The sequence below is a fragment of the Paenibacillus dauci genome (assembly GCF_000971985.1).
Classification (GTDB): Bacteria; Bacillota; Bacilli; order Paenibacillales; family Paenibacillaceae; genus Saccharibacillus; species Saccharibacillus dauci.
The window spans coordinates 451,294-477,931 of sequence record NZ_KQ040798.1; the positions used below are offsets into that span (position 1 = coordinate 451,294).

Consider the following 26,638-nt stretch of genomic DNA (forward strand, 5'->3'; position numbering starts at 1 on the left):
TGCCATTATCCCAGCAGTCCGAACTGATACCAGATCATAGTGATCAACAGCAGAACGATCAGTTCCACACCTTCATTTAATGCACCATAAATATCGCCAGTCAACCCACCGAGCCGTCTGGCTGCACGGCGAGCCATCCATTCACCGGTGAGCCAGGCACAGATTGGACTGAGCAGACAGCTGAGCAGTGAAGCGGTCAAAACAAGGTGCATATGGGCATCATATACGGATAGATGATTATCGACTATCCATTCGCCTGACGGAGAAAGTATCATCCACAGGATTACAGCTACGGCAGCTGTACACCCAATCGCGATCCAGCTCGCATGATTGCGTTCCATGCGGCCGGTACCCGAGAACAGAGCTGCCAATCCTTCCTGCTGCCTGGCTGAAGGCCAGCTGGCTATTGCTTTAACCATATACCAGCGGCTCCAGATCATCGGCAGAATCATAACGATATAAACGGTATATGTAGAATCCTTACTGCTGGTAGCCATCAGCGCATACAGCAGTGATCCTTTCAGGGCAAGCAGCAGGATACAGGCGATTACACCCATGGCTCCTACCCGACTGTCTTTCATGATTTCCAACATCCGTTCTCTCGAACGGTGACTAAGTAATCCATCCGCACTGTCCATCCAGCCATCCAGATGCAGTGCGCCTGTTAAGCCAATCCATAGACAAAGAGTTAGCACAGCAGCAGGTGCCGTCGGCAGAAGCCACTGAAACAGCAATGCCCCGGCAGCAGTACATATTCCAATCACCAAACCGACGAGTGGAAAGTATTTTACACTACGTCGCAGCAGCTCATTGCCAAAATCCAGCTCCAGCCGTACCGGAATACGCGATAGAAACTGAAAAGCAGCTGCAACAGCTTCCAATTCCCTGTTCATAATCGGTATTCCCTGCTTTTGAGTTCTATAGGGATACCTGCCGTCACCAGAAATACACGCGAGCAGACCTCAGCGATCCGGCGATTGGCTATACCTGCCAGATCCCGGTACAAGCGGCCTAGCGGATAGGCGGGCACAATTCCGTCGCCCACCTCATTGGTCACCAGAATGATGGCTCCCGGATAGGCTTCGATCGCAGTAACCAGCTCATCGACCTGCCGCATCACCTGTTCCTGTACATTAGGATCATGCTCATAATGCAGCAGCACATTGGAGAGCCATAGAGTCAGGCAATCGATCAGCAGTGCAGGTGCATTATCTTCTTCGGCCCGGCGGCGCAGCAGACCAGCCAGATTCATCGGTTCCTCATCTATTTCCCAGGCATATCCGCTCTCCTGCCGCTGCTGACGATGAAGACGTACACGCTCCCGCATTTCATCATCGGCAGCCTGTGCAGTCGCAATATACCATGCTTGTGAATGTTCGGCAGCGCATAGACGTTCTGCAAATGTACTTTTGCCGCTGCGGGCCCCACCGGTAACGAGCACTTTGTTATGGCGATATATGCTCATCAGGACATATTCCCGGAACCGCCGGACACCCTTGCACTGGTGAAAGTAGACATCTCGTTCATCAGATGACTGACTGCATCAATCATATGCAGCACGATCACACCGCCGGTTCCTTCTCCAAGCCGCATATCCAGCTGTAGCAGCGGACGTATTCCCAGCACTTTGAGAGCAAGACGATGACCTTTCTCCGCAGACATATGTGAGCCGATCAGATAACCTTTGACCTGCGGAGCCATCGTATAGGCAGCTACAGCAGCTACTGTAGAGATGAAGCCATCCAGTACTACCGGACAGCCCTGGGAAGCTGCTCCCAGAATGACACCCACCAGGCCGGCAATCTCCAGACCACCCACTTTGATCAATACGTCTATCGCATCCTTGCCATCCGGCTGATGCAGAGCTAGCGCGTCTCTGATAATGCTGGCTTTGCGTTTAAGTCCGCTATCTGTCAGTCCGGTTCCACGGCCGGTTACTTCTTCCGGTGATAAGCCGGATAAGGCACACAGCATCGCACTGCTGGCTGTTGTATTGCCGATTCCCATTTCACCAGTAACAAATAACTGACTGCCGCGATCTGCTGCTTCGATAGCGATATTCATTCCGGTTACGATCGCTTGCACCGCTTGTTCGCGTGTCATCACCTGTTCCCGCGCCATATTGCCGGTGCCCTGGCGAATTTTGTGGTTAAGCAGTTCGGGATGCTCTACATTGCCTTTCACCCCGATATCTACACATAGCACATCGGCTCCCGCCTGACGAGACAGTACATTAATCGCAGCTCCACCGGACAGCATATTGAGCAGCATCTGCTGGGTAACCTCCTGCGGAAAAGCACTGACTCCCTCTTCGCATACCCCATGATCCGCGGCCATCACAATTACGGTCTTGTGCTGTATGACCGATTTGACATCTCCCGTAATACATGCCAGCTGTACCGCCAGATTCTCCAGCATTCCGAGGCTTCCGGGCGGCTTGGTTAGTTGATCCAAATGCAGCTGTGCTGCCCGGCCCACCTCCAGACGGACAGGTTGGATACGTTCAGATACTTCTCGAATAAACTGTTCCATGATGCTTCTCCTCCTGCTTGTGTTTGCTCTCATTTCAATGATTCACTGGTATCCCAGTCCATAGAAATACCGCAGACTTTCATATTTACATTGATATAATAAGATGACATTACTTATGAAAATAATGATCGGGCTGCCCTGCTATTGACGCTTCAGTAGCAGCTGCGGTACATGAATATCCGGGTGATGAACAATCGCCGGCTCTACCTGAAACAGACTACGAATTGTCTCTTCCTGCATTAGCTGCTGCGGAGTGCCTGTCTGGATCATTCGTCCTTCATTCAGCGCCAGCAGACGATCACAATAACGCGCAGCCAGATTCAGATCGTGCAGTACAGCAATAATAGTAATCCCCGATTCACGCCGCCATTCATCCAACCATTCCATAAAATGAATCTGATAGGCGATATCCAGATACGTCGTTGGTTCATCCAGCAGCAGCAGTTTGGGCTGCTGTGCCATTACTTTGCCAAAAGCAACTCGCTGACGCTGTCCACCACTCAGCTGATCCAGTGGACGGTCAGCCAGCGAACGCAGATCCAGACGCTCCATAATCTGATCAATCAGCTCATCGGCCGTATCCAGTTCATCCCGGCCCAGCCAGCTCTGATACGGGTATCTGCCCATAGTTAATACTTCGCGTACCGGGTAATGCAGCGGAGCAAGTCCTTCCTGACCCAGTACAGCTGTGAACCGGGCAATACGCCGCCTGCTGTAGCTGCTAATATCCCTGCCTTCCAGTAGTACCGTACCCGTGTCCGTCCTCTCCATACCGGAGATTAACTGGAGCATCGTTGTTTTGCCGCTGCCATTGGGACCGATAATCCCCCAGTATTCCCCTGTCTGCACCTGCCAATTAATATCCTGGAGTACGGGCTTATGCGAATAAGCTTTCCCAGCCTGACGAAGCTCTATAACAGGGGCTGCATTCTGGATATGTTGATCCTGCTGCGTTCTCATCGGTGTCATTGGAATCTTCCTTTCCGCTGTCTGCTAGTATGCTCTCTCTTATGGCTATGTGCTACTTTATGCCCCGGCATACAGATTGCTGTGTATCCATTAATCGGTCCGCTGCTTTTTGTAGCGATGCAGCAAATAGGCAAAAAATGGCGCCCCGACAAAAGCCGTTACGACACCCAGCGGAATCTCGGTCGGTGACAACACCGTACGTGCAACCGTATCGGCCCACATCAGGAAAATGCCTCCTCCCAGCGCTGACAGCGGAATCAGCAGACGATAATCGGAACCAATCAGCAGACGAATCATATGCGGCACGACCAGTCCGACAAACGCAATCACACCGGATACCGAGACGGCTGCCGCCGTGATCAATGTAGCTACAATCAATACGAGCGTTTTGGTACGATCTACCGTGAGGCCCAGATGGGCCGCTTCCTTTTCCCCGAGAGCCAGCAGATTCATCGCCCGCGACTGTGTCCACAGAAATAGAATACCGATCAATACATATGGCAGCATAACGACCACATACGGCCATCCGCGCAGGCTCAGACTGCCCATCGTCCAGAATATAATCTCATTCACGCTTCCCTCGGACATGGATGCCAGAAAGGAAACAATCGCGCCGAGAAAAGACTGCATCACCACGCCTGACAAAATCAGGCTGTTCGTCGGAATCCTCCCCTGTTCACGTGCCAGCATCAATACCCCATACAGCGTGATCATCCCTGTAACAAAAGCAACCAGCGGCAACGTCCAGCTACCAAACAGCGAGTATTCATATCCTGTAAAAATAAGCACTGCTGCTCCTACCGATGCCCCTGACGAGACCCCCAGTGTAAACGGATCGGCCAGCGGATTGCGCAGCACTCCCTGAAAAGCAGCGCCGGCAACACCCAGCGCTGCTCCCACCAGCATAGCCAGCACGACACGCGGCATACGAATTCGCAGCATAATTTGCTCGGAGGCTCCACTCCAATCCGGTACAATCCAGTGCTGCATAAAAGGTAGATGATACAGCAGAATACGTATAATCTGTCCTGCCGAAATATAGACCGAACCGATTCCGGTCGTCAGTACCAGACTAATTACCAGCAAAGCGACAAACAGCAGTACCGGCAGTGTCGCTTTGCGGCTCATTTCTTGACCAGATCCGGATAGATCGCATGGGCAATCTCGACCAATCCATCTGTCACACGAGGTCCTGGACGACTCACAAGATCATCGTTCAGACCAAATAGCTGATCGTTCTGAATAGCTTTGATTTTGTTCCAGCCGCTGCGGGCACGAATAATCTGATCCAGCGTTTGCTTGGTTTTGTTGTCGACGCTTTCTTTGGAATAAAGAATTACATCCGGATCCGCTGCGACAATATTTTCTTCATTAATCTCATTCCAGCCTTCGGTATCTCCGGCGATATTGATACCGCCTGCGAGGGTGATCAGTTCATCCATGAATTCTCCTTTGCCGACGGTCCATCCCGGAGAGAACTCGATATATACTTTTTTCTTTTGCTCTGGTGTTACCGAAGCAACTGCATCCTTAACCATCTGTACTTGCTGCTTCATATGATCCGTTACTTTTTTGGCTTCAGCCTGACGATTGGTAATTTTGCCATACAGTTCAATATTGCTCATAACATCATTTACCGTTTTGGGAGTCGTTTTGAAAATGTTAATACCTGCTGTACGCAGTTTCTGTACCAGCTCTTCACTGGAAGAGATGCCCGTGAACACAATATCCGGGTTCTGGGCGATAATTGTCTCTACATTCGGCTCGGTGATGCCGCCAATTTTGGCTTTGGTCTTAATCTGTTCGGGATAATCATCATATTCCGAGACCCCGACAATCTGCTGGTCCAGCCCCAGAGCAAACAAAGCTTCTGTCTCTGCCGGAGAGATCGACACAATCCGCTGCGGCGCCTGCTCAAAGGTAAATGACTTGCCGGTGGCATCTTGGACAGTCAGTGGATAGACTGTCTGCCCGGTAGCCGTGCTGCTCTGTTCGTTAGTGCCGGCCGGCTGCTGGACTGCAGTTGGAGCTTTTTCCTGAGCAGGTGCGCAGGAAGCGAGCAGTAGCGCAAGCGATAGGGTCATGATGAACATTGCCCATCTGGAAGTGTATCTGTTCGTATTCATTATTTGTTCTCCTTTGTTATAAGCATCTTTGACATTAACCTTCTGATTATAGGGGAAAAGACATTACCTCACAATCGGCCTCAGCCCATTTGAGCAAATAGCCTCCAGCAGGCGGAATCACCAGATCCCAGAATGGAATCTCCGGACACCATAGCGTAACCAGCTGCCGGATCACTCCACCATGCGTCATGATCAGGATCTGCCGCGTTTTCTCAGCTTTCTTTTCCAATGATTGAACTGCATCAAGTCCGGCTATGACCGACGGGGACACATCTAGCGAAGATGCACATAATCCGGCAGGGTTAGGTTGTAATTCAGGTAATAATGTACACGCAAAATGGTTCAACCGACTGCTGAAATGCTGCAAGGACTCTCCATGGGGTGGACAAATCGACGCAGGATCATCAATCCAGCGCCTGTACATCGCCTGGTCACACAAATCGCTGTAGGTACAACCTTCCCACTCTCCAAAATCCAGCTCGCGAAGCGCTGGATCATAGGTTATTTTCGCTCCCTTTCTCCTCTTTACAGGGAGTACATAATCAAGCGACTCCCGGCAGCGCAGAAGATCACTGCAATAGATCTCATCCCACTGCCAGGCAGATAGTGCCCGCCGGACAGGCTCCAATTCCTGATAAGATTCAGTAAGCAAAGGCACATCCGTATGTCCAAGATACCTCTTCTCCCTGTTCCACTGTGTAGTGCCATGGCGCAGCAGCAATATATGTACGCTCATCCTTATCCGCTGCCTCCTATCCTGATTCCTATCGCCAGCACTGTCGCACAGACTATAGTCACACTGCCTGTCCAGTACATTAGCCGGGCGGTCTGAACAATATCATCCGGCACCATATGGCGCCGGGCTGCACCCATATATGCTCGATGCGACAGTACTCCATGATAACGGTTCTGTCCTCCGAGACGGATACCCAGCGCGCCGGCGACAGCAGCTTCCGGGTAGCCGCTGTTGGGACTCGGATGACCGGAAGCATCACGTACTACCGTTTGCCATGCACCGGCCGCATTTAATCGCAAGCATCCGCTTAGTACAATCAGTAGGATAGCGGTTAACCTTGCAGGAATATAGTTGGCGATATCATCCAGCCGGGCAGAAGCCCAGCCGAGATGCAGATACTTATCATTTTTGTAACCGACCATGGAATCCAGTGTATTCACGGCGCGATAAGCCATCGCCAGCGGTGCTCCGCCAAGCAGTGCATAGATCAGCGGCGAAATGACGGCATCCACTATATTTTCGGCAATCGTCTCTACCGTCCCGCGAATAATCTCCGGTTCATCCAGCTGATCTGTATCCCGTCCCACGATCATGCCGAGTGAGCGCCGAGCAGCCTGCCAATCCTGCCGAATCAGTTCCCGATAGACCTCCATGCCTGCCTGCTTGAGCCCTTTGGAAGCTATGGTGGTAGCGATTAGCAGAATCTCCAGCCCTGCACCAAGGTAAGGATGAATCCAATGGGCCATCAGCAGAACTAACCACGTGATGAGCCACGCTCCGCCTACAATCAGCAGCGGCAGCAGAATTCCTGCTGCACGCAATCGATGCTCAGGCAGTGACCATCGCCGAATCATACGCTCTACCCTGTGAATGGCTTGCCCCATGCCGATCACCGGATGCGGTAGCCAGCGCGGATCGCCTATAATCCGGTCCAGTAGATAAGCAGCCATAGGTATCCATATTCCGCCTGCCCAGAGAGCATCATACTGCCAGTACAACAGACTCACTGCTGTTCACTCTTCTGCTGACCGGTAATAATCTGCTTCCAACCTGCAAGCAGCTGTACGTTATGTTTCTCATCCTTGACCGCAACGCGAATATGCCGACTGCCAAGGCCCGGATACATGGAACAGCTGCGGATCAGGATTCCCTTGTGTCCCATGGCCATCTGGAACGTTTCTGCTTCCCATGGCTCAGGCAGCTCAACCAGCAAATAATTCGCCTCTCCCGGACAGACCCTGCATCCCATTTGTATAAGCTGCTCCCGTAGATGTTCCCGTCGCTGGATATTATGCAAGATCGTCTGCTGTTCATAATCCGTATCATCAGCGTGTTCCAGACACCATTCACCGGCAGCCTGTGCCAGTGTATTGACACTCCAGGTTACCTGCTGACTACGCAGACGGGCAGCCAACTCCAGCGAGCTGATTGTATAACCAAGACGCAGACCGGGAATTGCATAGAACTTGGTCATCGAGCGCACAATAATCATATTCGGATACTGCTCCAACTCGTTCTGCAGCGATATGCGCTGCCCAGCAGGAATAAAATCTGTAAAAGCCTCGTCGATTACCAGTGTCACTCCATGAGTTCTCGCTGTATCGGCGATGCGCTTCAGATCTTCGCGTATATACTGCACACCATTCGGATTATTCGGCTGTCCGAGAAAAAGAAGATCCACCTGTGGAATCAGCTGACAGATCTCTGCCACATCTGCCCGGTAATCCAATTCCTGTCGACCATAAATGCGTATAATCTTACTCCCATACTGGCTGGATAGCTGCGCGTATTCAGAGAAACACGGTTCCACCAGTCCGACAACAGCCGGACGCAGTGCCAGCAACAGCAAAGCCATACATTCTGCTGCTCCATTGCCAATAACCAGCTGCTCATTACTGCATCGATTCCGCCCGGCGAGCAGTCCTCGCAGCCGACGATGTACCGGGTCCGGATAATGAATGATTTGCGGCAGACATTCTGCCAGATAATCGAGCAAACCCGGGGGTGGACCCGCTGCATTCATATTGGCACTGTAATCCATCATTTCCGCTATCGGCCTGCCAAACTGCTCTGCTGCTGTCGTACGGTCGCCTCCATGTCCATAAACTTCAATCATACTGCTGCTTTCCCTCCTGATCCTCGTCATATGCCTTCCCGCACTGTCTAGATCTGGCAGCAGGCATACTGCTGCAATTCTGCGCATATGTATTTACATTACTATAGCTGATACAGCAATCTCAATAAAATTAAGATGTGGATTCCTGGTCGCTGATCGTTTATGCGCTCAGCATTTATACACAGAAGAAACCGCCGAGCCGCTTATATAGTCAAGCAGCCCGGCGGCCATTCTTTGGTTATATGGTTATATTCTGCGGTTCTCCTGATCTTTCATATGATGCTGCTCATCCGGTACACGACTTTGATCGGACACCCCTTGATCGATATCCGGTGATTTCTCTTTACCATCCACGAAATTTTTCATGTCTTGATTATGCTGGTCTTTTTCCTGCTTACTTTGCAGCAAATCTTTGGCTTGATCACTCATCGTTGTATGCCTCCTTGTAGCAAGCGTTACCAGCTATTACCCGTCTGTTTTTGCAGCTAAACGCATAATCAGGGATCGATCCAGTAATCTGTCACTACGATCAGATGGATGAACAATACTATCATTTTGCATAATTCAATTGGTTTTGGTATATCTTTGGTTTACAATAAGAAAGCAGGCAGATTTGCGGACATTTCAGTCCCGCGGACTGTCCGGTCAAGCAGATAAGGCTCTGTTTTGCCGGCCAGCAGTTGTACTCGCCTCCGCAGAGACCATGCCGGTAAGGTGAACATAAATGGAGGAAAGACCATGCTCTTTATCGATAACAAAGGCATTACCGATCCAACGATCAATCTGGCTATTGAAGAATTCGTGCTCAAGCATCTGCCGATGGATGACAGCTATCTGCTGTTCTATATCAACGAGCCATCCATCATTATCGGCAAGCATCAAAATACAATCGAAGAGATCAACGCCGAATATGTAAAAGCCAATAATATTCACGTCGTACGCCGTCTGTCCGGTGGCGGAGCTGTGTATCATGATCTCGGCAATCTCAGCTTCAGCTTCCTGACCAAAGATGACGGACAATCGTTCCATAATTTCCGCAAATTCACCCAGCCTGTAGTCGAAGCGCTGCAGCAGCTTGGTGTAAATGCCGAGCTGTCCGGTCGTAATGATCTGCAGGTAGGTGAGCAGAAAATATCCGGCAATGCACAGTTCTCTACACGCGGCCGTATGTTCAGCCATGGTACGTTGATGTTCAACTCCGAACTGGACAATGTACAGTCTGCACTCAAAGTAAATCCGGAGAAATTCAAATCCAAGAGTACCAAGTCGGTACGCAGCCGGGTTGCCAATATCTCCGAATTCCTGAATGCGCCGATGACGATGGAGCAATTCCGTGATGATATTCTGCGTCATATTTTCGGCGTAGAACCTGCGGATGTTCCCCAATACGTACTGACCGAGGAAGACTGGGCCAAAATCCACGAAATCTCTGCAGAACGTTATCGGAACTGGGACTGGAACTATGGTCAGTCACCGGAATCCAATATCAAACACGCCAAAAAATTCCCGGCCGGCATTATTGATATCCGCATGAATATCAAAGAAGGTCATATCCACGAAATCAAAATTTATGGCGACTTCTTCGGTATAGGCGACGTTGCCGATATCGAGAACAAGCTGCGCGGTCAGCGGTACGAGGAAAATGCCGTGCGCGAAGCCCTGCAGGGGATCGACCTCAAGCATTACTTTGGTAATGTAGAATTGGAAGACTTTGTCGGACTGGCTCTGCTGGAAGACTAGGATTCATCACAGATATATAAATACAGATCTATTAATGGATAGAAGGAGCACATACCATGTACAAATTAATCGCTATTGATATCGACGATACACTGATCAACGATGACAAAGAAGTTACCCCTGCCACACAGCAAGCCCTGGAACAAGCAGTTGCCAAAGGCACTGTAGTAACGCTCGCTACTGGACGCGCCTATGCTTCCGCCCAGGCGATTGCTCGCCAGACCGGACTGAATGTACCGATCATTACGTATCAGGGTGCATTGATCAAAAACCTGATGGATGAAGAAGTTTTGTATGAGCGTTATGTTCCTGTAGAAGCTGCTCGCAAACTGTTCGAATACTGCGTAGAGCACAATCTTCATCTGCAGACGTATATCGATGACAAACTGTATGCCCGTGAGCTGAACCAACATCTGATTGATTATACGACGCTGAATCGTACACAATATTATGTAGAGCCGGACTTTGCCAAAATGATCGAACAGCCTACACCAAAAATGCTGATCATCGACGATCCGGCTTTCCTGGATGAGCTGCAGCCGATCCTGCGTGAACTGTTGGGTGATGGTGTGCATATTACTAAGTCCAAGCCGGAATTCCTGGAAATCATGCACAAAGAAGGTACCAAAGGCGCTGCACTGACTTTCCTTGCCAATCATTTTAACTGTGATCTGCAAGATACAATTGCTGTTGGTGATTCCTGGAATGACCATGAAATGCTGGAAGTGGCTGGTCTGGGTGTAGCTATGGGTAACGCGATTGCACCACTCAAAGAGATTGCGGATTATATTACAGCAAGCAATAACGAAGATGGTGTGAAGCAGGTTATCGAGGAGTTTATTCTTAAAGGCTGATCGTTTGTAGATGGTACAGGCTGTTATGCATTTGTATTGGACAGCAATTTGTACTGCTGATAAACACTATACCGGTTGTGCATGTCCGCTGCGGAAAGGGATTCGGTCACGTCCTCCGATTGAGCCGGGAGATCCGGAATAGGAAAAGCGGTTGATCTCCCGGCTCAAAGGTCGTCCTTTGACCGAATTCCCTTCCCTCCGCTATGATGGTGGGCATTCATTTTGGCATTGTTTTGTAGGAATTTAAAACATTAATTAATCTAAAACTTTGAGGATTTAAAGGCTTTGTAACCTATTGATTCTCACCGTCATTCCTTTGGATTTTTCTCGGAGATTGTAAAAGACAGTGACTAAAAAGCACCTTGCCAGAGAGTATAGCATCATTCCGAATGATTATCGGGATAATGCTATACTCACCGCAAGGTGCTTTTTGTTTTGGATGGCTGTAGATTGCATTGTCGACGTGCCTGGATTTACATCATACTCATACGGATTAATTATACATTCTGCATCTGATCCAGTGCTTCCAGATATAAGACCTGCAGGAACTTTTTGATGCTTACCTTGCTTTTGCTGTCATCGCGTTCTTCGTCAATCTCTTTCATCTTGGCGCGGATATCCTCAAAATCAAAATAAAGCGGTGCATAGTGCTCAAACTTGGGATTGCCGTAATCGGTGAGTCCAATGGAAGCCAGGTGAGTGAGCGCTGTTGTTACTGTTCGGCGGATACGCTGTTCGATCGCTTTGGATTCTTTATCAACTTCACGTGGAGTGCTCTTATAGCTGGCAGCCACTCCCTCGTACAGTTGCTTGAGCGGCGGGAATGGACCGGCCTGACCACGCTGCAGCAGCATTTCCATAATAGCGGTAATATCGTTGCAGCCCGCTTCCCCGACTATACCCAGATTCATATAAATAGGACGAATCACTTCGCTAATGCTGCGCGGTTTGACGGGCACAGCAGTCTGGCGCTCCGTAGACAGCAGATTCAGCGTATCCAGACGGGACAGTGAAGACTTGAGCTCATGCAGATAATGCCGGATCTCTGCATGCTCGCTGACACGGGACAGCACAGACTCTACTTCAATCCGGTTAATCGGCTTGCGAATAAAAAATTCGATACCCGACTGATAGGCTTCACCGACCATCTCCTGATTTTCAATCTGCGAGATCATGATATATTTGCCGCGGAACCCCTGCCGCTGCAGCTGCATAATCGTCTCCAGTCCATCCTGATCCGGCATGAGCCAGTCAATCAGTACAACATCCGGCTGGCTTTCCAGAATAATGCGGGTGCCTTCCTCCCCACCTCTGGCTGTTCCGGTCACTTCGCCCAGCTTGCTTTCCCTGATAATATTTTCCAGCATCGCACGTGTTGCTGGATCGTCATCTACTATACAAAAAGATAATCCCATATTATCATCCTCTCTTTAATGAATCGGTTGGCAGTTCTACCCGAAAAGCAGTTGCCCATGAAGCATGTTCCTGACTTTCGCAGAGCCGGATGCTGCCACCAAGCGATACGACAATATCATGCACATGCGACAGACCGATACCGGTAGCCGCACTGCCTCCCTCGGCAAATTTGGTCGTAAATCCAGGCTCGAAAATCATCTCCCGATCGCGTTCGGGAATCCCTTTGCCCGAGTCAGCTACAGTGAGTACGGTCCAGTCCGACTGCTGCTCGATCCGCAGCTCAATCGCCCCCGACTTATCCAGAGCTTCGATTGCATTGGCCAGCAGATTATTAAGCAGTGTCAAAAGCGGAATATAGTCGGAAGTAAGATAATCCTGCTGCAGATGGGCACTGAATACGACCTGCTTGTTCAGCATCATGGCATATTTACGGTTGCCACGAATCGCATAATCCATAATCTCTGATAGGGACAATAAGGACTGGGCATCGTGATCGAACAGCTTGAGCAGACCAGCAGCAATACGCTGCGAATCTTTCTTGACTTCGTGTATTTCCTGGGTAATACTAAGCTGCCGCTGACTAAAATCGGTCAGTCCCTCCCGCTTGAGATCCATATATAGACGATAACTGCTGCTAGTCACATGTTCGATTGTATCCATCGATTTACGCAAGTAAAACACTTCGCCGTACAGACCGGAGCTGACAGACAGCATCTGCTCCATTCGCTTGTTCTGCTCCAGCGATAATGCCCGGATCTGGCTTACTGCAATACTGCTGTACAGCCCGGTCATAAAAAATCCGCGGATCGCAGCTACAACTATAATATACATCCAGGTCGCCGGATTGAAGATCTCCGATCCGGTCAGCATCCATCTGCAGATCATCTCGATTGTATTGGAGCTAAAATCGATACAAGTCGCGAGTACACCCAGCAGCAGCAGATTCATACGTTCAATCTGTCCCTGAATCAGATACATCCCTATCGAAAAGGTCAGATAATACAAACCGCCTGATGTATGCACCTGTATCCGGTCAATTAGATCGAATCCAGCGGGTCTCAGAATTAGATCCAGAAGAATGCGGAATATAATTACTGTAACCGCTGTCCATATTCCTGCCCGGATAAAAGGTAAACGGTTCATCAGCAGCAGGAATAGCAGAAAAGCACTGCCACCCAGACCGATCCGGAACAGATCGCCCGGTACCGGATTGATCTTGAACTCCCCGGCAACCGCTGTTCCAAGCGCTACCGTCAGAATCTGAATTTTTTCATTTCTGAAAAGAGCAGGCATGCGTCCTTCAGCTCCCTTTCGGCGCGATTCGGATTGGCGTGTGACTGCAGCAGGCAATAGGGCTTCTGTCGTTTTGTGAAATTGTTTATATGGTATCATAAAATTTCCCTTTCATGCTGTTTTCATTATAAAACTCTCTCCATAACGGTTATACAACATGTTTCGTCTGCAAAGATCACAAAAACCGGTCTCCTTCCGGAAACCGGCTGCCTGTGTGTACTTTAAACTGTGCGTGTCTCCAGCCGTCTGGAGATTAGCGATAATGTATAATTTACAACAAAATAGATCATAGCGACAAGCAGTAAAATCGGGATCGGATAGTTATGGTTCTGACCCATAATAATCTGTGCGTTATGCATTAGTTCAGCCAATGCTACGATTACCGCCAGCGAGGTATCCTTAAGCAGGGAAATGAACTGACTGACCAGCGGAGGCACCATCCGGCGTAGACCCTGGGGCAGAACGATATGCCAGAGCGTCTGCACCGTTCCGAGACCGGAAGAACGCGCAGCTTCGACCTGACCCTTGGGAATGGAATTAAGTCCAGCCCTGACAATCTCCGAGATCATCGCCGCTTCAAATAGTGTCAGCGCAATAATCGCACCTACCGGAATGGTAAACTTGAATTGAATACCGAAAAATGAAATCTGTGGCACCGCAAACTGAACAAAGAAAATAATCAGCAACAGTGGCAGATTACGCAGAATCTCCACGACAACTGCCAGTACCTGTGACAATACGGGAATCTTCATATAACGGATAACTCCAGCAAAGCATCCGATTACAAAACTGAATATAATAGCAAAGAAGGCGACATACAGTGTCATGCCCAGACCTTCCATCAGAAACTTCAAATTCTCGGGTGAATACGCACCTGCGAAATCCATAGTACTCCTCCTTTAACCCTTATTGCGGATTGTTATGAGCTTTTGGCCAATCTGCGCTCCAGCACATGAGATCCGTAGCTCATTGGTAATGTCAGTATTAGATAAAACATTCCGGTGAAGATATATGTGCTGACTGTTGCATAACTGTCTCCGTTAATCGAATCGGCAAAGTACATTAGATCCAATCCAGCTACAATAGTCAGGACAGATGAATTTTTGATCAGGTTAATAAACTGGTTACTCAAAGGTGGAATAACGAGTTTGATTGCCTGTGGTAAAATAACATGCAGCATGGATTGTATGTAACTCATTCCTGATGAACGTGCAGCCTCCATCTGCCCTTTGGGTACAGACAGGATACCAGCACGAATCGCTTCAGCAATAAATGCAGATGTATAAACGGTCAATCCTAATGTTCCTGCCTGAAACCCATCAAGTCTAGCACCCAACGAAGGCAATCCCAAATAGAAAAATAGCACGACGATCAGAATGGGGATATTTCGGATAAATTCCACATAAGCGGTTCCGAGCCATTGCAGTGGTTTGATTCCGGTAATACGGAACACGGCAATAATAGTACCGAGGATAAAGCTTCCAACCAGTGCGATCAGACTTGCTTGAATTGTATTCAAAAACCCTTCCATATAGTCAGGGAAATATTCAATCAGAATAGAAAAATCCAGCATTTTCATACCTCCTTTGATTCTTTGCAATCCAGTATATCCATGATGCTCTGACTGCATGGACTTGCTCTCTTATGCTCAATCCCGATTCCGGCTAGTTCTTCACTCCAGTTCTGAACCACCATCGACATTTGAACATCAATCCCAGATCGATCCCTCATCTGTTCTAATGAAAAGGATGGGCGTGATGGCCCATCCTTTGTCTTATTTGATTTCTAACCTTACCGATCTTGTGCTATTGACTTCATATCAGCCAAACTTACTTGCTTTCCGGTGCTTTACCGATCCATTTTTTGTACAACTCATCATAAGAACCGTCTGCTTTCATATCGGTCAGCCCTTTGTTGATCGCTTCCACCAGGCCGGTCTGGCCTTTTTTCACAGCAATACCATACGGCTCATCTGTAAATGGTTTGCCTACTACTTCATAGTTTGGATCCTGTGCAGCCATACCATACAGAATCGCATCATCTGTGGTCAGTGCCTCTCCCTGACCTGCTTTGAGAGCGTTAAAAGCATCTTGATAGTTATCGAATTCCAGTACTTTTACACCTGGTACTTTTTCTTCGATATTATCGATCGATGTAGCTCCTTTGGCTGCCAATATTGTAGTATCGGCAGTCACATCTTCGATACCCTGAATCGGGCTGCCTTTTTTCACGAGCAGCGATTGTCCCGCCTGGAAATAGACATCGGAGAAATCGACTTCTTTTTTACGGGCATCCGTAATCGTCATCGTAGCGATAACCATATCCACATCACCATTGTTCAGCATCGGGATACGTGTTTTGGAAGTTACTTCTTTCAGCTCGACTTTGCTTTCATCACCGAGTATACTTTTCGCCAGGGCATGAGCCATATCTACATCAAAACCTTCTACTTTGCCGCTGCCCGGATCTTTGAGGCCAAACAGTTTGGTGTCATACTTGACGCCGACAATCAGTTTGCCGCGCTGCTTGATCTGATCAAGTTGGGCAGCTGTATTACTTTCGGCAGAACCTCCGCTTGGATTCGTCTTGGTCGTACTACATGCTCCCAGTACCATTACCAGAGCCATCATGCATACAAGAAGGAGCGAGAATCTTTTTTTGTTGGACATTATTCATTTCCCCTTTTCATTGGTATATGTGTAATGACTTGCGAATATCCATGAATTACAGGTATTAATGATTCAACAAGCGGCTAAGGAACAGCTTGGCACGCTCTTCCCGCGGATCAGAGAAAAATTGCTCCGGTGGAGCTTCTTCTACGATTCTGCCCTGATCCATAAAGACAACACGGTCAGCCACTTCGCGGGCAAAGCCCATTTCATGGGTAACAACCACCATTGTCATTCCTTCCAGAGCGAGGGCTTTCATAACGTCCAGCACTTCACCGACCATTTCGGGGTCAAGCGCCGATGTCGGTTCATCGAACAGCATAATCTGCGGCTTCATTGCCAGACCGCGGGCAATTGCTACCCGCTGCTGCTGTCCACCGGACAACTGGGAAGGATATGCCTGCGCTTTATCGGCGATACCGACTTTTTCGAGATAATGCATAGCCGTCTGATGCGCTTCCGCTTTGGAGACGCCCAGTGCTTTAATCGGAGCCAGGGTGATATTATCGATCACTTTTTTGTGGGGATACAGATTGAAGTGCTGGAACACCATGCCGATATTGCGGCGCAGCTTATTCAGATCTGTTTTGCGTTCATCCACACGTACTCCGTTTACAGTTAGCTGACCGCTGCTTGTTTCTTCCAGACGATTGATACAGCGCAGCATCGTGCTTTTACCGGAGCCGGAGGGACCAAGTACTACGACAACCTCTCCTGATTCGACATGCAGGTTAATTCCTGTTAAAACTTGAAAGTCGCCATAGAACTTGTCAACTTCATGGAAGGTAATCATCCTTTTCCTCCTTTTTATGTACTGAATTTATCTTTTTCGTGATAAGACTGTCAGGTATACTTACATTTTTTATAATATTAAACTACACCTACATAAAACTACGTAAACCTACGCCATAATACTGTAAATTCCTGAATTCCTCTAAAAAATAATCAAAAAAATACAAAAAAACCGGTATCTTCCGATACCGGCTTGCTTTTACAGTTCAATTCCGATTCCTATTCTTCGGGCAATAATACCGTATAATTACCCAAATCAATTGTCATACCTGTACGCGCTGTACGGGCACCTACAGGCAAATCAAGTTCCTGGCGCAGATCTACACCATGAGACATATGCGTGTAGATTGTCTCAATCGGAGCCAATTCATCTACCAATTCAGCAGCTTCACGCATATCATATACCGAACGCCCACTGTATTCTGCCTCTTCATGAACAAAACTCGTTCCCAAAATCAGCAGATCCAGCCGATCCATCAACACTTTTTGCTCTGCAGTCAGCCCGATAGCATCGGGACAGTAGACCCATCCGAAATCATGCTTTTCCATACGGTACGCGTAGGAATAACCATTAAACCCATGGTGCACTTTCCACGGTGTCATTTTCCAGCCGCTTAGTATCATGCCTTCATCATTAGCGATCATATCCAGATGCGTATGAATCCATGGATACTGACGCTGAATGATATCAAGCACTTCCTGTGGTGCATACACACGTCCTTTGACTCCCTGCCACCGGCAAGCGTCTGCCCATTCCGGCAGACCCGCAATATGATCGAAATGGGCATGGGTAATAACGATATCCGTAATATCCGCACGACGATTGGTCATCTCCATCTGCAGCCGCCAGTCGGGACCACAGTCGATTAGAAAATCACCTTCCGTACTTTCGATCAGTACAGAAGAGCGCAGACGCCGATTCGTCCCGCTATTTCTCGCTTCCTCGCATACTTCACAATCACAATATACCCTGGGAACCCCCATTGCATCGCCGGTCCCCAAAAATGTTAAACGATCTACTACACGTCCGTTCATCCTGTATTCTCTCCTTGAGCCTGAGGGTATGGTTCTTGCACATCATCAGGATTACCTATTCGTATACACCAATTCATATGTTCATTCATAAAAGTACAAGTTTAATGAATATAGCTCTAACTGATTATATAATCATCATAACGCTTAAAGGTTTCCTTTTGCGCGTAAGGCAGTATTCTGCTGCCTGTAATGTATTATATCTTAGAGTATATCATTTTCCCTACTATTTCGGTATGTACGGCCCAAGGTCCATGTTTTGGAGATCAGAAACAATCATTATTTCATATTATAGAGACCTGCAAATAAAAAAAGCTACCTTTTACAACGTGTAAAAAGATAGCTTTAATTTCTTTTGGATACGCATTACAGGATCAAATTCCTGCCAGCACCTGATACCAGATCCCGCGTTTGGAATACAGCGAACTGCGTACTTCACTCCAGCCACCCAGATACTGTATATCAAATAATCCTGGCGGATCAGGGTATTCACTGCGATGAGCTTTCATTACCTGCTCATCTACCGGACGAAATCCGTGTTTGGAAAAAATCTCCTGGGCTTCCGGCGTGCGCAGATAATCGAGGAAAGCTTCGGCCACTTTGCGTGTACCATGCTTGTCTACATAGGAATCGACCACGGCAGCTGGATTTTCGATCAGAATCGTATCGTCGGGTACGACCAGATCGTATTGTGCTCCTTTGGCCATCCGTGCCAGCAGTTCATTTTCGTACGTTACAATCACATCGCCTACTCCGTATTCAAATGCAGCCATCGAAGCCCGTCCACTTTTATCAAGCGATTCGATATTCTGATGCACCGCCTCCAAAAAGGCTTTGGCTGCAGCCGGATCTTTTTGGCCTTCTTCCCGCTCTGACTGCTTGAGCCCGGCGCCATAGATCGCATTAATATCCCACTGCGCACCGCCGGATGTTTTGGGATTCGGATACAGCACTTTCACCCCGGGACGTGCCAGATCCTGAAATTGGTGAATACCGAGCGGATTTCCTTTACGTGTACCGAGCACTACGATAGAGCGTGTGACCATCCCCTGATACGGAGCCTCTTTCCAGTCTTTGTTGACCAGCCCTGCTTTGACCAGCTTGTCGACATCCCCTTCCAGCGACAGAATCGTTACATCGGCTTCGAATCCCCCAGCAATCGCTCGTGCCTGCGTACCCGAAGCTTCATACGATTCCTGGAAGCGCACATTCTGACCGGTCTTCTCTTTCCAGTACTGCTGGAACTCTGGCAGAATCTCACCAACTGCATCCTTGGCTACACTGTAGGCACCAATGACCAGGGTGACTTCCCCGTCTGCCGCCGGCGCAGCGGATGCCGGCTGTGTGCCGGATTCTCCTGCATTACTGCATCCGGAGAGCAGCATACTCAGCACAAGAATCCCTGCCAGTAATCTTAGCGACCATGAGTTTTTCTGTTTCACCCCGCTCTCTCCTTTCCAAGCTATATAGCCTGTCAAACGATTATTTACGATCCTCGCATATACTGGCTGTAGATGCCGTATCCCTTTTTCCATTTAAATAAATACCGATAACGGATCGGCTTTGAGCGTATTTTCCGCGATCCAGCTCTCGTTATCATTGAACAGATAAGCACGGTGAACGAGTACCTGAACGTCCTGTCCTACTTCCAGCGTATCTTTTTCCAGTGACCGATAGGTGATCAGTCGATTGGTACCCACTTCGACTTCTACCATCCACTGACTGCCCCGGAAGTGCATATGTCTGACAATACCTGTCTCTGTGGCAGACAGCAGGCGGAACTCATGCGCAGGTCCAATCTCGATATATTCCGGCCGGATTAGTGCACGTGCAGAAGCAGTGATTCCGTGATGATCAAATCCTTTGAGTTGGCCAATCTCTTCTACGATCGTCGACTCCCCGATAAAGGAAGCCACAAATGGTGTAGAAGGCTGCTTGTAAATATCCCATGGCGTACCCTTCTGTTCCAGACGACCACTATTGATAATCATGATTTCGTCAGCCACTTCGATCGCTTCATCCTGATCATGAGTAACAAAAATCGAAGTGATACCGACTCTCTCAATCAGTTCACGCAGCCAGGTACGCAGCTCCTGCCGGATCTTGGCATCGATCGCTGCGAATGGCTCATCCAGCAGCAACAACTGCGGTTCAGGTGCCAGCGCTCGGGCAAAAGCAACACGCTGCCGCTGACCACCGGACAGCTGATGCGGATAACGATGCTCGAATCCGGATAGTCCGGTCAGCTCGACCAGCTCGCGCACCCTCTCCCGGATCGCTTCCTTGCGGATCTTTTTGACTTTCAGACCAAACGCAATATTATCGAATACCGTCATATGCTTGAATAACGCATAGTTCTGAAAAACAAACCCGATCTCACGCTCCTGTGGCGGCAGATGATTGACTGTCTTGCCATGAAAAATAATCTCTCCACTTCCCGGTGATTCCAGTCCGGCGAGCATCCGCAAAATAGAGGTTTTACCGCCACCGCTTGGTCCGAGCAGACCGATCAGATGTCCTTTGGCAATAGAGAAGCTGACATCCTGCACCGCATGAAATTGACCGAAATGCTTATCCAAATGACGAACTTCCACATGCATATCAGAGCACTTCCTTTCTTTTCTTGGCCCGTTCCATCAGCAGCAGCAGACCGATAGAGAAGACTGCCAGCACCAGAGCAACACCATTGGCCGCCGTTACATTAAAATTCTCCATATCCTGATAGACCAGTGTTGTCGCGGTCTGGGTCTTGTTAATAATATTCCCGGACACGACCAACACCGCGCCGAATTCTCCCAGCGAACGAGCGACCGTAAGGATCGTCCCGTAAATGACGGCCCAGCGGATAGACGGCCAAGTCACCTGCCAGAATGTTCTCCAGCTGTAGGCTCCAAGTGTAGAGGCAGCTTCTTCCTGATCTGTGCCGATCTCCTGCAGTACAGGCATAACTTCTCGCACCATCAGCGGGAAAGTAACAAACAGCGTAGCGATCACCATACCGGGAAATGCATAGACTACCTTAAACCCGATATTCTCAAAAAAAGCACCAATAACCGTATCGGGCCCAAGCAGCAGAACAATCATCAGACCACCGATTACCGGCGATACCGCATACGGCAGATCTACGATACTGTTGAACAGCTGACGAAGCTTGCGGCTGAGCCAGTTGCCACGTACCAGATAAATGCCCATCATAATGCCGAATATGCCGTTAAGCAGCGTCACTACGACGACAATCATGCCGGTCATCATCAGAGCATGCATGGCTTCAGGCCGTCCCAATGCCTGCAGGAACCCTTCTCCACCTTCATCAAATGCTCCGGTTGTCAGTACAACGAGCGGTATAAGAATCAGAATGCTGAATACGAGCCAGGTTAAAGTAATCCATAGTCTTCTCATCAGCTCATCCTCCTCGTCTGCACCAGATTGATCAGCCACAGGATGATAAAGGACAGCGTCAGCAGCAGAATCGATACGGCCGCAGCACCAGCTTCATTATCACTCTCTACCTCACCGAAAATATAGACCGAAGCAGTAAGTGTACGCCCCGGAATATTACCTGCCACCAGTACGACTGCCCCAAACTCTGCCAGTGCCCGGGAAAAAGCGAGCATCGCTCCACTGAGAATCCCTGGTACCATCGCTGGCAAAATCACATTAAAAAAGGTACGTGTACGAGAAGCACCCAGCGTATACGAAGCTTCTTCCGCCGAGCGGTCGAGTTCTTCCAGCAGCGGCTGAATCGCCCGGATCACAAAGGGAAAAGTTACAAATACCATCGCCACAATAATCGCCGGCTGATGAAATACCAGATCCAGCCCTACCGAGGCTGCTGCTTTTCCTACAATGCTATTCGGTCCCAGCAATACCAGAATCATCAGTCCACCGACAGCCGTAGGCAGAGCGAATGGCAGATCGACAATACTGTTCAGCAGTGATTTACCGGGAAACTCATATCTGACCAGTACCCATGCTGCCATCGTACCGACCAGTGCATTGATAAGTGTAGCGATGAGCGCCAGTTTGAGCGTCAGCAGTACTGCTTTCCAGGCGATCGGATCTCCAATATTCTGCACAAAGGCAGCCCATCCATCCGATAATGAATTCACATATACTCCGGCAATCGGCAGTACAATCAAAATCAGAAAATACAGCAGTACAGTCGTACGAAATCCCCATGTCCAACCTTTGTGTCGCAGTAGTGTACTATTCACCGGAATACTCCTTTACTTGAACGTCGATGGTTCACTGTACTTTTCCATGGCTTTAACCTTTATTTCCTATTAGTATACTTGGTATTAAATCTTAGCCATACTTTAGCAAAGGCTGGCTTCAAGCGTCAATGAGAAGTTTACTTTTTGCCAAAATGATTTCTAGTCATCAGGAATGTTCGGATTCCACCTTACTGCAGCTGCCTTGGAGCAGTAAAATCGCCTGTTTACAAGGGATTATCCCCAGTTTCCAAGAGTAGTTGGAATTATGTTTTGCTCTTTTATTTTCTTTATATATATATTCCTTATCGTTCGTATCCGATTAATCCCAGCTATATGAGGTAATATCTGAATAGAAATGAGTCTGAATACAGGTTAAAATGAAGGAAATTATGCTCAATGCTTCATTCTAAGACTCATCTTGAAAAAAAGTAGGAAAAGAGGGATATCGATGTTGTATACGATGCAGATTTCTACCAGCAAACGTGATGAAATGAGGGATATTACAAGAGAGGTCTCTTCCAAAGTCAGCCAGAGTGGTGTACAGGAAGGAATAGCCATTGTCTATTGTCCACATACAACGGCAGGAATCGCCATTAACGAGAATGCCGACCCGGATGTGAAGCATGACGTATTAATGCGCCTGGATGAAGTCTATCCCTGGGAGCACCCCAAATACCGCCATATGGAAGGCAATACGGCTTCCCATCTCAAGTCAATTACTACAGGTCCTTCCCAGACCATTATTATTCAGGATGGCAGACTGTTGCTCGGACGTTGGCAGGGTATTTATTTCTGCGAATTTGATGGTCCGCGCCAGCGGGAATATATGATCAAGATTATGCAGGGATAACCTGAATAGGATACAGCAGCATACAAAAGGCGACTGCTCTGCATACATGATGCGGATCAGTCGCCTTTTATGTTCTGGTTGTATCTGATTGTCGGCAGGTGTGATCATTGCCAATTCACTATAGGGATTCAACGTTTTGACAGGGCAAAGCCTTAAAGTGTAGAGATAGAGAAATGCCCCTCTTAACATGCTGCCCCCGGTTCGGATTATAACTTTCATCAGCGGTTTCCTCTTATAATACCCGGCAGAGCGTTTTGACATGGGCAATCGCTGCGGGCCGGATCTCATCATAAGTAACACGATCCTGAATATAGTAGGAAATGAATCCGTGAATCGACAGAAACAGACTCAGCGGTACCGTATGCATCGCTTCCAGCGTATGCTCGGTCATATCCATATGCTGACGCACAATTGACGAGAACAATTCAAAGCAGCGTGCCTGTTCGGCACGACAATAGCTCAACAGCTCTTCATCCCGGATCATGAACATAATCTCGTACTGATGGGCATTATCCAGCCCAAAACGAATAAACTCAATCAGCAGGCGCTCTACCTTGTTGTAGTCCGGCTGCTCCGGCGCTTCCTTGACTTCCTGCAGCAAATAGCAGAGATGATCAAAGTCCTCCATCACAATCGCGTAGAACAACTCCGCTTTTTCCTTGAAATGATAATACAGTGAACCATGGCTGTAGCCCAGATGCTGACCAATACTACGCATCGAGATTGCACGATACCCCTTTGTTACAAACAGATGTCTGGCAGCCTCTAAAATTCTCTCCCTGGATAACTCCTGCTCTACCGCTCTACGTGCCATAGTATGATTCCCCTTCAAGCATTTTGCATAGTCAGATCAGATGCGCCTGCTGCTGTGTCTGTGATTCCACACAGATCCATATCATGATTGCGCCCGGTTCTGCTCTATTTCTCTTGTTCTTCTGTAAAATAAAGCTGTTCGCCTGTCGTGATCAATGACTGTCCCTGCGTAAGATCAGTCATCCATTCCCGGAATGCCTGTGCTTCACTGGCAACCGGCAGACAGTTTAGAATAACCTTATCGGTAAAAGCAGTCTCACCCATGCGGATACCCCGACTGCGCAGCTCATTTTCCACTTTGCCAAGCCAGGTATAATCCAGCTCAACTTTTACTTCCTGATGCAGTACACGTGTAATCGCTTCTCCTGCTTCAATCGCAGCCACGGCTCCGTCGGTGTAGGCACGGATCAATCCACCGGCGCCCAGCATAATTCCGCCAAAATACCGGGTTACGACAATCGCGATATCCTGCAATCCCTGGTTTTTGATCACCTCCAGAATAGGCTTACCTGCTGTTCCACTCGGTTCACCATCATCGGATTGGCGCTGGATCTCGCCTCGTGATCCGATCAGATAAGCTGAGCAGTTGTGCGTGGCATTCCAATGCTGCTTTTTGATGCTTTCAATAAACTCCAATGCTTCTTCTTCCGTAGCAACGGGTTTGGAGTGACCGATAAACCGGGATTTCTTAATTACGATTTCTTTGTCCCCAGCTTGTTGTATTGTCTTGTAACGTTCAGGTTTGTCTGTTGTCATGATGATCCTTTCCTTACCGTACCTGCCCGATATGCAGGCAGTATTCACTGATCCCTGTATTGGCTGTTAGAGCAATGTATCTTACTCCAGATGTACCAATACCTTCCAGGTTACTAAAGATATCATACAATATATTTAGGTATCAAGAAAGCAGCTCCCTGGCATTGCTGCCTGAGAACTGCTTTCTTCATGAAGTTTATCCTATTTTACATCAAAAGTAGCTTATTGGAAAAGACTTTTAAACCGGCTTCTCACAGGTTTATGCAAAATCTTCTATGATTACTCGGAAAGTCTCGCTTCCAGTTCCGCTTTTTGCTTTTCAAAGCCTGGTTTACCCAGCAGCGCGAACATGTTCTTTTTGTAAGCTTCTACGCCTTCTTGGTCGAATGGATTCACGCCGGACAGGTATCCACTGATACCGCAAGCTTTTTCGAAGAAGTACACCAGATAACCAAAGGAATATGGAGTCTGGTCCGGAATATTAACGATCAGGTTAGGCACCTGTCCGTCAGTATGTGCCAGCAGTGTACCCTGGAATGCTTTTTTGTTAACGAAATCCAGTGTTTTGCCTGCCAGGAAGTTCAGACCATCCAGATCTTCCGGATCTTCTTCAATCGTAATGTGGCTAGCAACTTCTTCTACCTGAATAACGGTCTCGAAGATGTTACGGCTTCCATCCTGAATGAATTGACCCATGGAGTGCAGATCTGTCGAGAAATCAACAGCTGCCGGGAAGATCCCTTTGAAGTCTTTACCTTCGCTCTCGCCGTACAGCTGTTTCCACCATTCGGATACGAAGTGCAGAGATGGCTCGTAGTTTACGAGGATTTCGATCGCTTTACCTTTGCGGTGCAGTGCGTTACGAACTGCTGCATACTGGTAGCTTTCGTTCTCGGCAACATTTGGATTGCTGTATTCTTTGGCAGCATCAGCAGCGCCCTGCATCATTTCTTCGATGTTTACACCAGCTGCTGCGATAGGCAGCAGACCTACTGGTGTCAGTACAGAGTAGCGTCCACCAACATCATCAGGAATAACGAAGCTTTCGTAGCCTTCGGCATCTGCCAGTGTTTTCAGTGCGCCTTTGGCACGGTCAGTCGTAGCGTAGATGCGTTTGCGAGCTTCTTCTTTACCATATTTTTTCTCCAGTTCCGCACGGAAAATACGGAAAGCAATAGCCGGCTCTGTTGTTGTACCGGATTTGGAGATTACGTTTACGGAGAAGTCTTTGCCTTCGATAGCTTGCAACAGATGATTTACATAAGTAGAGCTGATATTGTTACCGGCAAAGTAGATCTCCGGTGTTTTGCGTTTGTCTTTTGGCAGTACATTATAGAAGGAATGCGTCAGCATCTCGATCGCTGCGCGTGCGCCCAGATAAGAACCACCGATACCGATAACGATCAGTACTTCGGAGTCGCTCTGAATTTTAGCAGCCGATTTTTGGATGCGTGCGAATTCTTCTTTGTCATAATTCGTAGGCAGATCGATCCAGCCCAGATAGTCGGAGCCTGCGCCAGTACCATTGTGCAGTTGTTCGTGAGCCAGACGAATCGGCTCTGCAAAATAATCCACTTCATGTTGAGCGACAAAAGAAAGAGCTTTGCTGTAATCAAATTTCACTTTTTTAGACATAATATTGTTACCCTCCCAAAATAAATTATTTGCATACTCCGACCCTTGAGAGGATCGGTTTGCTGCATGATGCTGTGTTCTGCCCTATATGGCCT

27 protein-coding genes are annotated in these 26,638 nt (G+C 48.3%); 3 read left to right on the top strand and 24 right to left on the bottom strand.

Annotated elements, in window-relative coordinates; translation table 11 throughout:
* Window positions 1-5: 5 nt before the first annotated feature.
* The 10 genes from cobS to WH46_RS02030 all read right to left on the bottom strand — a co-directional run bounded on the left by cobS (window position 6) and on the right by WH46_RS02030 (window position 8,908).
* Window positions 6-893: an adenosylcobinamide-GDP ribazoletransferase gene (cobS, locus tag WH46_RS01985; RefSeq protein ID WP_046225505.1), complete on the bottom strand. Its 888-nt coding sequence runs from the start codon at window positions 891-893 to the stop codon at window positions 6-8.
* Window positions 890-1,465 carry a bifunctional adenosylcobinamide kinase/adenosylcobinamide-phosphate guanylyltransferase gene (gene cobU, locus WH46_RS01990; RefSeq protein ID WP_046225506.1) on the bottom strand — a complete coding sequence of 192 codons (576 nt, stop codon included), beginning with the start codon at window positions 1,463-1,465 and terminating at the stop codon, window positions 890-892. Before cobU ends, cobS begins: the two co-directional genes overlap by 4 nt.
* The gene (cobT, locus tag WH46_RS01995) at window positions 1,465-2,532 is read right to left on the bottom strand and encodes a nicotinate-nucleotide--dimethylbenzimidazole phosphoribosyltransferase (protein WP_046225507.1); all 1,068 of its coding nucleotides are present in this window, start codon (window positions 2,530-2,532) and stop codon (window positions 1,465-1,467) included. The genes cobU and cobT overlap by 1 nt, the downstream gene beginning before the upstream one ends.
* Window positions 2,533-2,673: 141 nt before the next feature.
* Window positions 2,674-3,501 (bottom strand): ABC transporter ATP-binding protein, encoded by an 828-nt coding sequence (locus tag WH46_RS02000; RefSeq protein ID WP_046225508.1) that lies wholly within the window; start codon window positions 3,499-3,501, stop codon window positions 2,674-2,676.
* 90 nt (window positions 3,502-3,591) lie between these two features.
* Window positions 3,592-4,629, bottom strand: a complete 1,038-nt coding sequence (locus tag WH46_RS02005) for a FecCD family ABC transporter permease (protein WP_046225509.1) — start codon at window positions 4,627-4,629, stop codon at window positions 3,592-3,594.
* On the bottom strand, window positions 4,626-5,627 hold the full coding sequence (locus tag WH46_RS02010; RefSeq protein ID WP_046225510.1) for an ABC transporter substrate-binding protein: 1,002 nt from the start codon (window positions 5,625-5,627) through the stop codon (window positions 4,626-4,628). The genes WH46_RS02005 and WH46_RS02010 overlap by 4 nt, the downstream gene beginning before the upstream one ends.
* Window positions 5,628-5,673: 46 nt before the next feature.
* The gene (locus tag WH46_RS02015; protein WP_052714079.1) at window positions 5,674-6,363 is read right to left on the bottom strand and encodes a histidine phosphatase family protein; all 690 of its coding nucleotides are present in this window, start codon (window positions 6,361-6,363) and stop codon (window positions 5,674-5,676) included.
* Between the two features lie 2 nt (window positions 6,364-6,365).
* The gene (gene cbiB / locus WH46_RS02020; protein ID WP_046225731.1) at window positions 6,366-7,313 is read right to left on the bottom strand and encodes an adenosylcobinamide-phosphate synthase CbiB; all 948 of its coding nucleotides are present in this window, start codon (window positions 7,311-7,313) and stop codon (window positions 6,366-6,368) included.
* Between the two features lie 53 nt (window positions 7,314-7,366).
* Window positions 7,367-8,479, bottom strand: coding sequence for a pyridoxal phosphate-dependent aminotransferase (locus tag WH46_RS02025; RefSeq protein WP_046225511.1), 1,113 nt, complete (start codon window positions 8,477-8,479; stop codon window positions 7,367-7,369).
* Window positions 8,480-8,725: 246 nt separating this feature from the next.
* Complete coding sequence (locus tag WH46_RS02030) at window positions 8,726-8,908, bottom strand: hypothetical protein (RefSeq protein WP_017811468.1); 183 nt, start codon at window positions 8,906-8,908, stop codon at window positions 8,726-8,728.
* 309 nt (window positions 8,909-9,217) lie between these two features.
* Between WH46_RS02030 and WH46_RS02035 the strand changes: the two genes are divergently transcribed.
* Window positions 9,218-10,219 (top strand): lipoate--protein ligase, encoded by a 1,002-nt coding sequence (locus WH46_RS02035; protein WP_017811469.1) that lies wholly within the window; start codon window positions 9,218-9,220, stop codon window positions 10,217-10,219.
* Window positions 10,220-10,275: 56 nt separating this feature from the next.
* The gene (locus WH46_RS02040; RefSeq protein WP_017811470.1) at window positions 10,276-11,073 is read left to right on the top strand and encodes a Cof-type HAD-IIB family hydrolase; all 798 of its coding nucleotides are present in this window, start codon (window positions 10,276-10,278) and stop codon (window positions 11,071-11,073) included.
* A 497-nt stretch (window positions 11,074-11,570) separates the two neighbouring features.
* Here the strand turns inward: WH46_RS02040 and WH46_RS02045 are convergent, their stop codons facing one another.
* The 11 genes from WH46_RS02045 to cysT all read right to left on the bottom strand — a co-directional run bounded on the left by WH46_RS02045 (window position 11,571) and on the right by cysT (window position 22,489).
* Window positions 11,571-12,488: a response regulator gene (locus WH46_RS02045; RefSeq protein ID WP_046225512.1), complete on the bottom strand. Its 918-nt coding sequence runs from the start codon at window positions 12,486-12,488 to the stop codon at window positions 11,571-11,573.
* Window positions 12,489-12,492: 4 nt separating this feature from the next.
* Window positions 12,493-13,881 (bottom strand): ATP-binding protein, encoded by a 1,389-nt coding sequence (locus tag WH46_RS02050; protein ID WP_082208282.1) that lies wholly within the window; start codon window positions 13,879-13,881, stop codon window positions 12,493-12,495.
* Window positions 13,882-14,003: 122 nt separating this feature from the next.
* Complete coding sequence (locus WH46_RS02055) at window positions 14,004-14,669, bottom strand: amino acid ABC transporter permease (protein WP_017811473.1); 666 nt, start codon at window positions 14,667-14,669, stop codon at window positions 14,004-14,006.
* A gap of 32 nt (window positions 14,670-14,701) precedes the next feature.
* Window positions 14,702-15,355 (bottom strand): amino acid ABC transporter permease, encoded by a 654-nt coding sequence (locus tag WH46_RS02060; protein WP_046225514.1) that lies wholly within the window; start codon window positions 15,353-15,355, stop codon window positions 14,702-14,704.
* 256 nt (window positions 15,356-15,611) lie between these two features.
* The gene (locus WH46_RS02065; protein WP_046225515.1) at window positions 15,612-16,451 is read right to left on the bottom strand and encodes a glutamate ABC transporter substrate-binding protein; all 840 of its coding nucleotides are present in this window, start codon (window positions 16,449-16,451) and stop codon (window positions 15,612-15,614) included.
* A 64-nt stretch (window positions 16,452-16,515) separates the two neighbouring features.
* Window positions 16,516-17,244 (bottom strand): amino acid ABC transporter ATP-binding protein, encoded by a 729-nt coding sequence (locus WH46_RS02070; protein ID WP_017811476.1) that lies wholly within the window; start codon window positions 17,242-17,244, stop codon window positions 16,516-16,518.
* 218 nt (window positions 17,245-17,462) lie between these two features.
* Window positions 17,463-18,278 (bottom strand): MBL fold metallo-hydrolase, encoded by an 816-nt coding sequence (locus WH46_RS02075; RefSeq protein WP_046225516.1) that lies wholly within the window; start codon window positions 18,276-18,278, stop codon window positions 17,463-17,465.
* Window positions 18,279-18,649: 371 nt separating this feature from the next.
* Complete coding sequence (locus WH46_RS02080; RefSeq protein ID WP_231584269.1) at window positions 18,650-19,660, bottom strand: sulfate ABC transporter substrate-binding protein; 1,011 nt, start codon at window positions 19,658-19,660, stop codon at window positions 18,650-18,652.
* A gap of 150 nt (window positions 19,661-19,810) precedes the next feature.
* Entirely contained in the window at window positions 19,811-20,875 is a 1,065-nt protein-coding gene (locus WH46_RS02085) for a sulfate/molybdate ABC transporter ATP-binding protein (RefSeq protein WP_046225518.1), read from the bottom strand.
* Between the two features lies 1 nt (window position 20,876).
* Complete coding sequence (locus WH46_RS02090; RefSeq protein WP_017811480.1) at window positions 20,877-21,674, bottom strand: sulfate ABC transporter permease subunit; 798 nt, start codon at window positions 21,672-21,674, stop codon at window positions 20,877-20,879.
* A complete protein-coding gene (gene cysT / locus WH46_RS02095; RefSeq protein WP_046225519.1) occupies window positions 21,674-22,489 on the bottom strand; it encodes a sulfate ABC transporter permease subunit CysT in 816 nt (271 codons plus the stop codon). Before cysT ends, WH46_RS02090 begins: the two co-directional genes overlap by 1 nt.
* A gap of 448 nt (window positions 22,490-22,937) precedes the next feature.
* On the opposite strand from cysT, the gene WH46_RS02100 reads away from it, so the two are divergent.
* On the top strand, window positions 22,938-23,339 hold the full coding sequence (locus WH46_RS02100) for a secondary thiamine-phosphate synthase enzyme YjbQ (protein ID WP_046225520.1): 402 nt from the start codon (window positions 22,938-22,940) through the stop codon (window positions 23,337-23,339).
* A 232-nt stretch (window positions 23,340-23,571) separates the two neighbouring features.
* Here the strand turns inward: WH46_RS02100 and WH46_RS02105 are convergent, their stop codons facing one another.
* The 3 genes from WH46_RS02105 to WH46_RS02115 form a co-directional block, all read right to left on the bottom strand.
* Window positions 23,572-24,153 (bottom strand): TetR/AcrR family transcriptional regulator, encoded by a 582-nt coding sequence (locus tag WH46_RS02105; RefSeq protein WP_046225521.1) that lies wholly within the window; start codon window positions 24,151-24,153, stop codon window positions 23,572-23,574.
* Between the two features lie 104 nt (window positions 24,154-24,257).
* Entirely contained in the window at window positions 24,258-24,908 is a 651-nt protein-coding gene (locus WH46_RS02110) for a YigZ family protein (RefSeq protein ID WP_046225522.1), read from the bottom strand.
* Window positions 24,909-25,187: 279 nt separating this feature from the next.
* On the bottom strand, window positions 25,188-26,543 hold the full coding sequence (locus tag WH46_RS02115; RefSeq protein WP_017811485.1) for a glucose-6-phosphate isomerase: 1,356 nt from the start codon (window positions 26,541-26,543) through the stop codon (window positions 25,188-25,190).
* Between the last annotated feature and the right edge of the window lie 95 nt (window positions 26,544-26,638).

Coding starts and splice junctions, on each gene's coding strand:
- WH46_RS02035 (WP_017811469.1), top strand. CDS start 9,218: ATGCTCTTTATCGATAACAAAGGCATTACCGATCCAACGATCAATCTG.
- WH46_RS02045 (WP_046225512.1), bottom strand. CDS start 12,488: ATGGGATTATCTTTTTGTATAGTAGATGACGATCCAGCAACACGTGCG.
- WH46_RS02080 (WP_231584269.1), bottom strand. CDS start 19,660: ATGCTGCTCTCCGGATGCAGTAATGCAGGAGAATCCGGCACACAGCCG.
- WH46_RS02105 (WP_046225521.1), bottom strand. CDS start 24,153: ATGGCACGTAGAGCGGTAGAGCAGGAGTTATCCAGGGAGAGAATTTTA.
- WH46_RS02055 (WP_017811473.1), bottom strand. CDS start 14,669: ATGGATTTCGCAGGTGCGTATTCACCCGAGAATTTGAAGTTTCTGATG.
- cobS (WP_046225505.1), bottom strand. CDS start 893: ATGAACAGGGAATTGGAAGCTGTTGCAGCTGCTTTTCAGTTTCTATCG.
- WH46_RS02070 (WP_017811476.1), bottom strand. CDS start 17,244: ATGATTACCTTCCATGAAGTTGACAAGTTCTATGGCGACTTTCAAGTT.
- WH46_RS02050 (WP_082208282.1), bottom strand. CDS start 13,881: ATGATACCATATAAACAATTTCACAAAACGACAGAAGCCCTATTGCCT.
- WH46_RS02090 (WP_017811480.1), bottom strand. CDS start 21,674: ATGAGAAGACTATGGATTACTTTAACCTGGCTCGTATTCAGCATTCTG.
- WH46_RS02100 (WP_046225520.1), top strand. CDS start 22,938: ATGTTGTATACGATGCAGATTTCTACCAGCAAACGTGATGAAATGAGG.
- WH46_RS02110 (WP_046225522.1), bottom strand. CDS start 24,908: ATGACAACAGACAAACCTGAACGTTACAAGACAATACAACAAGCTGGG.
- WH46_RS02075 (WP_046225516.1), bottom strand. CDS start 18,278: ATGAACGGACGTGTAGTAGATCGTTTAACATTTTTGGGGACCGGCGAT.
- cobU (WP_046225506.1), bottom strand. CDS start 1,465: ATGAGCATATATCGCCATAACAAAGTGCTCGTTACCGGTGGGGCCCGC.
- WH46_RS02060 (WP_046225514.1), bottom strand. CDS start 15,355: ATGCTGGATTTTTCTATTCTGATTGAATATTTCCCTGACTATATGGAA.
- WH46_RS02040 (WP_017811470.1), top strand. CDS start 10,276: ATGTACAAATTAATCGCTATTGATATCGACGATACACTGATCAACGAT.
- WH46_RS02065 (WP_046225515.1), bottom strand. CDS start 16,451: ATGTCCAACAAAAAAAGATTCTCGCTCCTTCTTGTATGCATGATGGCT.
- WH46_RS02000 (WP_046225508.1), bottom strand. CDS start 3,501: ATGACACCGATGAGAACGCAGCAGGATCAACATATCCAGAATGCAGCC.
- WH46_RS02015 (WP_052714079.1), bottom strand. CDS start 6,363: ATGAGCGTACATATATTGCTGCTGCGCCATGGCACTACACAGTGGAAC.
- WH46_RS02010 (WP_046225510.1), bottom strand. CDS start 5,627: ATGAATACGAACAGATACACTTCCAGATGGGCAATGTTCATCATGACC.
- WH46_RS02025 (WP_046225511.1), bottom strand. CDS start 8,479: ATGATTGAAGTTTATGGACATGGAGGCGACCGTACGACAGCAGCAGAG.
- cobT (WP_046225507.1), bottom strand. CDS start 2,532: ATGGAACAGTTTATTCGAGAAGTATCTGAACGTATCCAACCTGTCCGT.
- WH46_RS02115 (WP_017811485.1), bottom strand. CDS start 26,543: ATGTCTAAAAAAGTGAAATTTGATTACAGCAAAGCTCTTTCTTTTGTC.
- cbiB (WP_046225731.1), bottom strand. CDS start 7,313: ATGGCTGCTTATCTACTGGACCGGATTATAGGCGATCCGCGCTGGCTA.
- WH46_RS02085 (WP_046225518.1), bottom strand. CDS start 20,875: ATGCATGTGGAAGTTCGTCATTTGGATAAGCATTTCGGTCAATTTCAT.
- WH46_RS02030 (WP_017811468.1), bottom strand. CDS start 8,908: ATGAGTGATCAAGCCAAAGATTTGCTGCAAAGTAAGCAGGAAAAAGAC.
- WH46_RS02005 (WP_046225509.1), bottom strand. CDS start 4,629: ATGAGCCGCAAAGCGACACTGCCGGTACTGCTGTTTGTCGCTTTGCTG.